The organism is Streptomyces sp. ME19-01-6, from assembly GCF_033793745.1.
In the GTDB taxonomy this organism is placed as follows: domain Bacteria; phylum Actinomycetota; class Actinomycetes; order Streptomycetales; family Streptomycetaceae; genus Streptomyces.
This window is the reverse complement of sequence record NZ_JARAXF010000020.1, coordinates 105,992-115,533: the sequence shown is the minus strand read 5'-3', so window position 1 is coordinate 115,533 and position 9,542 is coordinate 105,992. Positions and strand designations below refer to the sequence as shown.

Genomic DNA, 9,542 nt, shown 5'->3' with positions numbered 1-9,542 from the left:
CTACACCTCCACTCTCTCTATGAGGCCGGGCACGATCAGGTTCATCTGGTCGACGTCCACCTGCTGTGGCTCGTCTGGGCTGGTCTGGCGCTGGGCGGGCTGCTCCTTCTGCTGCTCGGCGGCCACCACGGCGGCCATGGACCCGTCGTAGGCCGGTGTGCGGGCTGCCAGGGCCAGGAAGCGCTTCGCTCCCACGACCTCGGCCTCCAGGTCGATGCCGTAGATGGCGAGGAAGTCGGCGTCGAGGTCCTCCCGGTGGGCGGCGATCCAGGAGTGGTCGTGAACATTGGCTACGAAGCGGGCGAAGCTTTTCCCACCGACTCGTCGTCGCCGTTGACCTGCTTGAAGAACAGGCCGTTGACGAGCTTCACGACCTGGTCGAAGTTCTCCTGAGTCAGGGCCTCCTGTTCGTAGAGATCGAGGAGTCGGGTGTACTGGGGCTTGCCGAGGACGAGCTCCAGGAGCCTCATGGAGGCAAAGACGGCACCGTCCTGGCGGAAGCTGTTCATGGCGAGGAACACCATGCGCTCGTCGATCACCTTGGGGGCGGTGAAGGTCTCGCCGTCGATGGAGAACAGGGGCTCGCGTGCTTCCTGGACCTGTGGCGCCTTCGAGGTGGTGATCTCCATGATGCCGGTGGGCTCTTCCGCCGGAGCGGTGCGGGTTCGGGGCGCTCTGGTGGCCATGGCTGGTCCTTACGAGGTGGCGTCGATGAGCTTGAACGGGGCGATGGACGACGTGACGAAAAAGCCGGACCACTTCACGGTGAACAGGGTCTGCGCGTCCTTCTTGTAGGTGGACTCGACCTTGTCGTTGGACAGGCACTTGCGAACGAGGAAGCGCCTGCGCAGCTGGTTGGGGCCATAACCGTCGAGGAGCACGGCCCGGTAGGTTGGCTGTGTCGCCGAGCTCGCATAGGTGGGCTCGAAGCTCTTGTAGCCGGAGCCGCTGGCCGGGGTGCCATCGTTGAGGATGTACTTGAGGTTCTCGAGCGTCGGCTCGGCGAGGCTCGTCTCGATGGTGAAAACCCGCTTGGTGAGCCGGCTTCCAGCGGTGTCGACGATCTGGTCGACCTCGAGATCCGTGTACGTCTGGTCCACGGTCAACTTCACGCCGTCCTGGGTGCCGCCGAGGTCGGTCCATGCCGAGGCGGCAGGGGCGGTGTTGACGTCGGTGTCGGCGGGCTCGGTGGCGCCGAAGTTGGCGATGTAGAGAGTTGCCGGTCCCATGATCAAATTGGTGGTCGAGACGCTCATCGGTCAGCCTCCTTGGCCTTAGCCGGGGTGGGGGTCTTGGCCGGTGCGGCGGCAGGAGTGGACGGGGACGGGGAGGCTACGAGGAGGCCCTGGCGCTCGAGGTCCAGGTACTCGGCGTCGGAGACCTCGACTTCGAGGTGGGGTTGGATGGTGGTTCGGACGGTCGGCATGGCGCTCCTAGAGGCTGATCCAGTGGAGCTGAAGGTCAGCCCCATAGCGGGCGTAGGAGGAGTCGTCACCAGGCATGCGGCGCGGCTCCGTCAGGAAATGGGCAGTGAGGACGCGGGCCTGCGGATAGCCCGGCAGAAGGGTCAGGGTGCGCTGCATGCGCGCCTCATCGAACGTCGCGTCAACCAGCAGCTCGAACAGGCTGGCGGCCTTACCCCACGGTGGCCTGCCCGAGTTCGGGTTGACGGCGAACGTCTCAACCTGCACCACCGGCTCGCGCAGCGCGTAGTGCAGCTGGGGCGAACCGCCCACGGCCATGGGCACCTGAACGAACCCGTTCGTCGCCCAGGTCGACACGTCCTTGGGGAGCGTCGTGGCAACCTGCCCCGGCTCGACTCCTGCGGCACCCTGAAGCCAGGCCACAGCAACCAGCTCGGTGTTCGCGCGGGGGGTAACGGCCATCAGAGCCTCCCCCGCCGCTTGAGGAGTGCTGGCCGCAGGAACGGCTGAGCGGGCGTGCCGGGGTGGTTGACCTTTGCGACGGGGTGCCGGGCGCCGGGCCAGTACAGGGCTTTGGCGTTCTTCGGGACGATGATGTGCGGGCCAGAGCCGTATTCGACGGTCATCCAGTAGGGCACGTCCCGCACGCCTACGCGGAGCTCGCCGCGGTTCACCTCGTGGTAGAGCGACGCGCGGAGCCGGCCGGTCTTGACGGGCGCGAGACGCTCAGCGTCGGTCTGGATCTCCCGCCCGAGCTTGTCGAGGTAGTGCGTGACCTGGTTGCGGAGCCAGCCTCGCCAGCCGTGGTTGACCACAACGTGGTAGTCCACGCCCATCGCCCTGCACCTCCTCTACGTCGGCGGGCTGTGCTGTGCCCCTGCTGGCTGGCCGTTTACGGGCCGTCGCGCCGTTGGGGCGAGGTATGTCGGAGCGCTGGTTAGGCGGCTCGTCCTGTGCGTTTCAGGTCCAGGCGCAGCGGCTGCGCCATGACCGGGTTGGCGTTGCGGGTGGCCGAGACGACGATGTAGATCTCGCCCGTCTGCTCGTCCTTGATCCGGTCGGTCTCGGTGGCGTCCGTGCCGGGCGGTACTCGGCAGACGTGCGTGCGGATGATCCGCGGCGTGCCGGTGACGGGCTCTTGCGCCTGGCGACTGGACTCGATCAGCGAGGCGGGGATGCCGGATGCGGCGACCGTGGCGAGGTCGGTCTCGTCGCCGAAGGCGTCGGTGCCGGTTCCCCGGAGGACGCTGACGGTGGTGGTGGCCAGGTTCATCGGCCACCATCCATGGGATGCCAGAACTGCGAGTCGTCGGAGGCGTCCGACAGCGGGTCCGCGCCCCACGAGCTGCCGTCCTCGAACGGTGACCGGACGTGCAGGGTTCGGGATCGCATCCACGAGATGCGGCGCAGCGCCCGCGCGGCCATCGGGGCAAGGACCATGGCGTGCTCGCCGAGCGAGGCGACGACCCCGTCCTGCTGCACCTGGCTGGAGTCGAGCCGGGTCGTGATGTCGTACTGCCCCTTCAACCACGCCGCTTGGAAGGCGACTGCCCGCCCGAGCCAGTACACGTCCCGGGGCCGGATCCGCTCCGTGTCGGCGTAGAGCCGGTTGCAGAACACCTCGACGGTGGCCTGCGCCTGGGCAAGCTGAGCATCGGTCACCGACACGCCCATGGCGTCCGTGACCTGCTGTGTTGTCGCCCAGGCGTCAACCATGTCAGCCCTCGATTACCTTGCGGGGCGTGGTGGTCTCCCCCGGCTGGTCATCGACCGCCGACGGCACCACGGCGACGCTGTACCTGTACGTGCGGGACACGCCGTCGTGATGTGCTTCGACGCTGTCGAGGCGGACGTCGCCGCGCGGGTGCAGGCCCCGCTGAATGGCCTCCTGTACCACCCCGGCCTTGTTCGCCTCGTGCTCCGGCCCGTCTGTGTCACCGAGTCCGTGGCCGAGCACGGCGTACTCCTTGACGTGCCGCATCCCGTCAGAGCCGTCCGCAGACCGCTCCTCAACCTCGACCTCGGGCTCGCCAGCCTTGGCAGGGCTCTGCGCCTGCCGGACGGCGGTCGCCTTCTTAGCCGCCGCCATGGTCAGCTGCCGCTGTCATTTACGAGGATGCTTGCGGCCCGAGGATGGCCGAGGGCGAATCCCCTGCGCGCCCGCATCTTGAGGATCGACTCGTCGGTCAACGCGCTCACGCCGTCGCGGCCGTCGATGAACACCGACTCGGGGCCGGAGCGGCGGCCGAGGCGCAGGTAGTCGCGGTTGACGATGGCGAGGAGCGGGTTACCTCCCGGCGCGTCGGTCGCGGTCGGGCTGGTCTTGGCGCCGAGGGACCAGCGGACCGGGTGCGTGAACAAGGTGTCCGGGGTGCCGGCGAGGCCCTGCACGAAGATGGGCAGGCCCTGGTCGTCCTTCACGCCACGAAATTTCGCACGGAAGCTGGGGTGGGCGATGACGACCACGGAGGACGGGTCGAAGTAGTCGCCGCCTTCCAGATCGCCGAGGGACGAGGAGAGGTTGTCGTAGGTGACGCCGCCGCTGCCGGTCAACGTGATGTTGTCGTTGGCGGTGTAGCCCAGGCCGGCCGCGGTCTGCGACAGGGTGTAGTACACCGACTCGAACGGCACGCCCGTGCCCACCGCCGCGGTGACGGCCAGGGTGGCGTTGTCGAGCAGCTTCGAGTAGCTGGTCGCCCAGTCCTTCATCTTGGTGGCGAGGATGTCGGCGAGCGAGTCGTCGATGTCCTCCTCCGCGATGCGGATGGCCTTGCCGAGCTTCTTCGCAGTCAGGACTATGTCGTCGTTGGTGGAGGTGTCCTCGCCGTAAGCGCTGCCCTTGTCCACCACGCCGACGCCCACGCCGGCGGACCGCGGGATGCTCTTGGTGTTGGACTTCATGGGCTCGGGGGAGGCGAGCGCCTCGACCGCCGAGACCTGCAGGACGCGCATGATGACCTCAGAGGAGTCCTCCTCCGGGATCCACGCCTCGAACGTATTCCGGGTCATGGGTGCCCTCCTGCGGGCGCGTGATGGGACTGCTGGTGGGCTCGGGCCCCATCACGGGCGCCTTCGCAAGAAAGGTCACCATCTCGTCAGATCACCTGACTTGAAGGCTTAATGACCAATATACATTCAGTTGTCAACCGGTGCGGCCGAGGACCCTCATGGCGTGCTGCTCGGCGCTGCTCTTCGGCTTCTCCTCGGCGGGCTTCCGGTCCGCCGCCGTCGGCCGCGTCTTCGCCTTCGGCCGTGCGGGGGCCTGGAAGAACTCCGGATACTCGGACTTGACCCGCTCGACCTCGGCATCGAGGCCGACGATGTCGCCGTCGTCATCCACAGACAGCGCCTCCATATCGACGAGCCGCAGTACGCGATCCGTCGCCCCGGACACGCCTGCCTCCGACAGAGCCACACGGGCCGCCGCCTTCACCAGCCGCGTGCGAAACGGCTTTGCACCCTCCTCGCGGGCCTCGCGCAGCGCCTTCTCGTGTTCGGTCTCCCCCGCCCGCGCCTTCTCTTCCAGCTCCTTGTTGCGAAGCCGGTGCCGCTTGCCGTCGTCGTTGGCCTTCTTCAGTGCGGCCTGAGTGCGCGCCCACTCGTCGCGGGAAGGCGGTGCCCAATCGTCGCTGTCGTCCTTCTTGGCGGCGGGCGGCTTGGGCTTGGGCGCCTCAACCCGACCGGTCTTCTCGTCGTCGTCGTCTTCGTCCGACTCGTCATCGGCGTCGTCGGCCGGGTCGTCGTCACCGCTGCCGCCGGAGTCGTCGTCGCCCTCACCGCTGCCTCCGGCGATGTTGTACACGGGGCGGCCGGCAACCACGCCTATCAGGGTGCGGGGCGGCAGGCTGATCCTGGCGGGCCGCGGGTCGAGGTGCTCGGTGAGGTCCAGGTGGTTGTTCACGAGGTGCTCCCATCTCGGGGTTGCGGGTTGGTGACCCATCACGGGCGTCCGGTCGGTACGGAGCGGGTGGTGAAACGGCCAGCCGCGACGGCGGTCGCGGCGTATGCCTCCACGGAGCGGGGCAGGTTGGCGCCGCGGCGGAGAAGTTCCCGGGCCGCCCTGATGCGGGCGGCATTGGACTCGGTCTGCAAGCTGAAGCCTCGGGCGATGCTGCGCCGGGCCTCACGACGGAGCGCCTCCGGGAACGGCAGCACGCCCGGCTCAACCCACTCGTCTTTCCAGGCGACGACGCGGCAACGGCAGTTCGGGTGGAGGGGCGGCGTGGGGAGAGGCTCGCCTCGGCCGCGCTGCTGCGGATCCCAGGAGAGGCCGCCAGGGAAGTCGTCGCCGACATCGGCGACCAGCCCGGCGTAGGCAGCGCAGTTCACGCACGCGTCCCGTTCGGCCACCCACAGCTTCTGCGCGCCGATCGCCCGGATGCCTGCTGTGAGCCCTTCGTTGACGGCCTGGCCGACCACCCACGTGATGTGGGAGCGGACGGCGGACAGGGCGCCGCGGGCGGTGCCGATGCCGGTGAGTACCTGGTTCCAGCGGCGAGCCACTGTGGGGCGGAGCATGGCCAGGGCGCGGTCACGGCGGTCTGTCACCAGGTCCCTGACGCGTGCGGCGGCGTCCCGCAGAGGTCGGCGCGGTCGGGGCGGAGGCGTGGCGGGGCGGAGGCCGGTGGCGTCGCGAACGAACGCCGCGTGCTGGCTGGCGCCCAGCATGACGGCGTCGGTGAGCGTGTCGTCGAGAGCCTGCTGTGCGCGAGGGCCGAGAGGAGCAAGGAGACGCCTCACGGCGGCGCGCACCGCTGCGAGGATGCGGCGCAGGGCCGGATCATGGGTCGCTTCACCACCGACGCTGCCGAACGCCGTGGTCCAGGCGGCGAGAGTGCGGCGGACCAGTGTGGTGAAGTCGTTGTCGAGGTTGCCGATGGCTCGCTGCGTGGCCCGGTCCTCAAGCCGGATGACCGCATCCGTCTGCTCGCCCTGAATCAGTTGGGCGAGGCGCTGGTTGAGGCTGCGGCGGGCCATCAGGTGCGGGCCTCCACGCCAGCCAGCAGCTCAATGTCCGACAGCGCGCCGGTCAGCAGCGCCTGTACCTGCTCGCTGGTGACCACGCCGAGGGCCGCGGCGGCGCCGAGCTTCTGGGCGGAGTCTGCGACGGTGGCAAGGATGTCAACACGGCGGGCGAGTTCGGCGTCGTCAACGCCCTCGAGCCATTCGTCGACCTGCTCCTCCCGGTAGCCAGACTCGAGCAGCACCTGGCGGCGGGGCACACCGTTCTTGACCTTCTCCGTAGCGGTCTGCCAGCCAGTCTGATCCTCCACAGTGGCGGCCGGCGCCCAGCGGACGTCGACGGTGGCGTCTCCGATGCCGAGGAGGTTGAGGGCGAAGACGAACACCTCGCGCCAGGTTGCGCCGAACGACATCTGCCTGTTGCGGATCTTCTTGACGAACGGGGCTTCCTTCGCCCGGATCGACTCGCCGGACGGCACCTCGCCTTGCGGGTCGAACAGGTGCAGGGGGGTGGTGGTGATCTGGGCCATGGCCCGCACCTCGAACATGACCGGGTCGAGGAACACCGAGGGGTTCGCCGCGTCGAACTGGCCGACCGCCTTGAAGCCCCTCAGCGTCCACACCTCGCCCGGCCCTGCTTTCAGGCTGGAGTCGTCGCCCGAATCCGTGGGGCCGGTGGCGTGGTCGTCCGGCGGGAAGTCGTCCCAGTCGCCCGGCTCGAGGTCGCTCGTGTCGGTGGTCGCGGCGTCCGTCAACGCGTAGCGCTGCGGGAAGCCCTGGTAGTCGACGGTGCCCATGTGGGTGATGCTGAGCTTGTTGATGGCGTTCTGCGGGCCGTAGCCGCCGATGTGCTCGGGTCGCCCGTAGGGGCGCCCGGTGCGGAAGTGGAAGACCGGGGGGCGCCCCCAATCATGGGTGATGATCCACGAATCCTCGTCCGGCTCCTGGCCGTCCTCAGGTTCGGCGAGCCAGTGGATCCAGTCGGATACCTGATCGCCCGTCGAGCCGGGCTTGGTGGTCCAGCGCTCGACCCGGTCGTCGTAGTACAGCTCGGCGCGATGCACTTTGCCGAGGGTGCGGGTCTCGCACCACCGCTTGATTACGTACTCGATCTCTCGGGGGTTCTCTTCCGAGTAGATCGCCCGCACCGTCTCCGGGCTGTTGTAGTGCATCTCGACGCCAATGACCTGCTCTCTGTCGTCCTCGACAGGGAGGACGATGAGGTAGGCGTCGCCGAGGGTGCAGGCGTGGCGGTGAATGTCGGGGGCCTCGAGGTCCATGCCGTTGTCGGCCCACATCGTGGAGATCAGCTTGGTGTGGGCGTCGTCGGCCCCCGTGATGGCCGCTATCTCGAGGCGGTCCACGACCGCATCCACGGGCGTTTTCGCGAAGTTCAGGCGGAAGTCGGTGCCGGTGTCTTCCAGGGCTCGGCGAAGGCGGGCGGAGGCGAAGATCTCGGGCACGTCGCCGTCGTAGAACTGCTGGGCCTTGCGGTAGTCGGGGCGCGCGGCGTCGAGCTCCTCGATGCCGTACATCAGGTCCATCGTGTCCGCGCCCACGGCCACCACCTCTCGTTAAGGCGATAATAACTCCTCACCTTTGAATCAAAGGTAGCTCGCGCTTGACGCCTTCGGAATGGCCTTTGGTTTGGGCGGGAAGAAGCGCTCGACCGCACTCACCACCGCATCCAGCACGTCGTCATGCGGCGCCTTCGGGAAGGCGCACATCTGCTCCTCCAAATCCCGCAGCCGCCGCGCATGCAGAACCCGGCCCCGCTGGTAGTGGTTCAACACCCGAGCCGCCCGCACCTCCTTCGGCGCCGACTGGTGCACCGTCCGCAGCTTCACCGGCAGGTTGTGCAGAATGTGCGGCCACACCTCCCCGCCCTGGTTGTCCTCCACCAACACGAGCCCGACCTCGGGGAACTCGTCCAGCATGGCCAGCACCTTCTCTCGCAGCGCGGCCGGCGGCAGCTTCACCTGGATCGCCTCGTGGACGGTGCAGCGCCGCCGCTCCGGGCAATGCGAGACGACCGCCAGGCCGGTGAAATCGGACGTCACCTTGGAGGTCACCGCAGGGTCGACCGACAGCATCATGCGGGGCGCCGGGTCCAAGCCGTCGCCCGGCTCCGGATAGCGGAAGTCGTCCGGCGACCAGTAGTCGCCATCCGCGCCGAGCGGCGAGTTGTCATAGTTTTTCGCGAAGCTGCGGGTGTGCCGGATGGACTGGAGGTACTCGATCGACCACTTGGCTGGCCAGATGGACCGCTCGGTGCCGTCGTTGCGTTTGATGATGGGCCGGTAGTGGCGGACCTGGAAGTTCTCGTCGCGGATCCAGTCGGCGGTCTCGATGCCCTGTGCGTGCTTGGACAGCTGGTGAACGATGCTTCCTGGCATCGTCACCGTGCCGACCAGGAGGACGCGGGCGAAGACGTTCAGGGGCAGCACGGCATCCTGCAAGGTCGTCAGTCGCTTCGCCGCCTGGTAGGGGCTGTAGCTGCTCTCATCCGGCTCCACGTCGTCCGCGAGCAGCAGGTCCGGGCGTTGCTCGCCGACCTTGAGGCCGAGGCTGGATGCGTCGATACCGCGAGCGGCGAAGACGAACCCCGACTTGGCGATGAACATGCTCTGCGTGTCGGCCAGGTTCGCGCCCGACGGCCGCTTCCCCGGCGCGCAGAGGTCCGGGAAGTCCTGACGCAGCAGTTCATTGGTATCGAGCTCTCGCTTGAACGTGGCCAGGTGCGTCTCGGCCTGTATGGCAGAGTCGGCGAAGGCGGCGATAAACCGGGCGAACCCGTGGGCCGCAGCCCATGCGGGCAGAGCAAGGAACGCCATGGTGCTCTTGCCGCAAGACCGGGGAGCGATCCACGCCATGCGGTCTTCGGCCGGGGCCTGCACGGGGCGCACCCACTGGCGGGCCTGCCGGAACCAGTCGAGGTGCGCGTCAGCGAAGGTGACGTCCCCGTCGCGGCCTTTGAGGTGGTGGCGGAGGTAGACCAAGCTGAACAGCATCGGGTCGAGCCGGGTGAGGGTGCGCCGGCCTTCCGAATCGGCGAGGAGCCGCGGATCCAGGGCGGCGAGGTGCCGGTCGAGATCGAAGGTCTCCGCGTCGAGCCCGTCAAGGTAGCCGCCGCGTGTGCGGGTCGCGGTGGCCACG

General features: G+C 68.2%; 14 protein-coding genes. All 14 read right to left on the bottom strand.

All coding sequences use genetic code 11. From position 1 onward, the window contains the following. A complete protein-coding gene (locus tag PV419_RS34630) occupies nucleotides 1–195 on the bottom strand; it encodes a hypothetical protein (protein ID WP_319695714.1) in 195 nt (64 codons plus the stop codon). A gap of 95 nt (nucleotides 196–290) precedes the next feature. Then, nucleotides 291–686, bottom strand: coding sequence for a hypothetical protein (locus tag PV419_RS34625; RefSeq protein ID WP_319695712.1), 396 nt, complete (start codon nucleotides 684–686; stop codon nucleotides 291–293). Between the two features lie 9 nt (nucleotides 687–695). Further along, nucleotides 696–1,256 carry a hypothetical protein gene (locus PV419_RS34620; protein WP_319695710.1) on the bottom strand — a complete coding sequence of 187 codons (561 nt, stop codon included), beginning with the start codon at nucleotides 1,254–1,256 and terminating at the stop codon, nucleotides 696–698. Further along, nucleotides 1,253–1,426 (bottom strand): hypothetical protein, encoded by a 174-nt coding sequence (locus tag PV419_RS34615; RefSeq protein WP_319695708.1) that lies wholly within the window; start codon nucleotides 1,424–1,426, stop codon nucleotides 1,253–1,255. The genes PV419_RS34620 and PV419_RS34615 overlap by 4 nt, the downstream gene beginning before the upstream one ends. Nucleotides 1,427–1,433: 7 nt before the next feature. After that, entirely contained in the window at nucleotides 1,434–1,886 is a 453-nt protein-coding gene (locus tag PV419_RS34610) for a hypothetical protein (protein ID WP_319695707.1), read from the bottom strand. Continuing rightward, entirely contained in the window at nucleotides 1,886–2,260 is a 375-nt protein-coding gene (locus PV419_RS34605) for an HK97 gp10 family phage protein (RefSeq protein WP_319695706.1), read from the bottom strand. Before PV419_RS34605 ends, PV419_RS34610 begins: the two co-directional genes overlap by 1 nt. A 101-nt stretch (nucleotides 2,261–2,361) precedes the next feature. After that, entirely contained in the window at nucleotides 2,362–2,697 is a 336-nt protein-coding gene (locus tag PV419_RS34600) for a hypothetical protein (RefSeq protein ID WP_319695704.1), read from the bottom strand. Continuing rightward, complete coding sequence (locus PV419_RS34595) at nucleotides 2,694–3,140, bottom strand: hypothetical protein (RefSeq protein WP_319695703.1); 447 nt, start codon at nucleotides 3,138–3,140, stop codon at nucleotides 2,694–2,696. Before PV419_RS34595 ends, PV419_RS34600 begins: the two co-directional genes overlap by 4 nt. A 1-nt stretch (nucleotide 3,141) precedes the next feature. Continuing rightward, on the bottom strand, nucleotides 3,142–3,513 hold the full coding sequence (locus PV419_RS34590; RefSeq protein ID WP_319695702.1) for a hypothetical protein: 372 nt from the start codon (nucleotides 3,511–3,513) through the stop codon (nucleotides 3,142–3,144). 2 nt (nucleotides 3,514–3,515) lie between these two features. Then, nucleotides 3,516–4,433 carry a phage major capsid protein gene (locus PV419_RS34585; RefSeq protein WP_319695700.1) on the bottom strand — a complete coding sequence of 306 codons (918 nt, stop codon included), beginning with the start codon at nucleotides 4,431–4,433 and terminating at the stop codon, nucleotides 3,516–3,518. A 133-nt stretch (nucleotides 4,434–4,566) separates the two neighbouring features. Then, nucleotides 4,567–5,325: a phage scaffolding protein gene (locus PV419_RS34580; RefSeq protein WP_319695698.1), complete on the bottom strand. Its 759-nt coding sequence runs from the start codon at nucleotides 5,323–5,325 to the stop codon at nucleotides 4,567–4,569. Nucleotides 5,326–5,363: 38 nt separating this feature from the next. After that, on the bottom strand, nucleotides 5,364–6,401 hold the full coding sequence (locus PV419_RS34575; protein ID WP_319695696.1) for a hypothetical protein: 1,038 nt from the start codon (nucleotides 6,399–6,401) through the stop codon (nucleotides 5,364–5,366). Continuing rightward, nucleotides 6,401–7,945, bottom strand: a complete 1,545-nt coding sequence (locus PV419_RS34570; protein ID WP_319695694.1) for a phage portal protein — start codon at nucleotides 7,943–7,945, stop codon at nucleotides 6,401–6,403. The genes PV419_RS34575 and PV419_RS34570 overlap by 1 nt, the downstream gene beginning before the upstream one ends. 45 nt (nucleotides 7,946–7,990) lie before the next feature. Then, entirely contained in the window at nucleotides 7,991–9,541 is a 1,551-nt protein-coding gene (locus tag PV419_RS34565; RefSeq protein ID WP_319695693.1) for a hypothetical protein, read from the bottom strand. Nucleotide 9,542 lies beyond the last annotated feature (1 nt).

Excerpts from the sequence above, each read along its gene's own strand:
- PV419_RS34625 (WP_319695712.1), bottom strand. The coding sequence starts at position 686 with ATGGCCACCAGAGCGCCCCGAACCCGCACCGCTCCGGCGGAAGAGCCC.
- PV419_RS34620 (WP_319695710.1), bottom strand. The coding sequence starts at position 1,256 with ATGAGCGTCTCGACCACCAATTTGATCATGGGACCGGCAACTCTCTAC.
- PV419_RS34615 (WP_319695708.1), bottom strand. The coding sequence starts at position 1,426 with ATGCCGACCGTCCGAACCACCATCCAACCCCACCTCGAAGTCGAGGTC.
- PV419_RS34610 (WP_319695707.1), bottom strand. The coding sequence starts at position 1,886 with ATGGCCGTTACCCCCCGCGCGAACACCGAGCTGGTTGCTGTGGCCTGG.
- PV419_RS34605 (WP_319695706.1), bottom strand. The coding sequence starts at position 2,260 with ATGGGCGTGGACTACCACGTTGTGGTCAACCACGGCTGGCGAGGCTGG.
- PV419_RS34600 (WP_319695704.1), bottom strand. The coding sequence starts at position 2,697 with ATGAACCTGGCCACCACCACCGTCAGCGTCCTCCGGGGAACCGGCACC.
- PV419_RS34595 (WP_319695703.1), bottom strand. The coding sequence starts at position 3,140 with ATGGTTGACGCCTGGGCGACAACACAGCAGGTCACGGACGCCATGGGC.
- PV419_RS34590 (WP_319695702.1), bottom strand. The coding sequence starts at position 3,513 with ATGGCGGCGGCTAAGAAGGCGACCGCCGTCCGGCAGGCGCAGAGCCCT.
- PV419_RS34585 (WP_319695700.1), bottom strand. The coding sequence starts at position 4,433 with ATGACCCGGAATACGTTCGAGGCGTGGATCCCGGAGGAGGACTCCTCT.
- PV419_RS34575 (WP_319695696.1), bottom strand. The coding sequence starts at position 6,401 with ATGGCCCGCCGCAGCCTCAACCAGCGCCTCGCCCAACTGATTCAGGGC.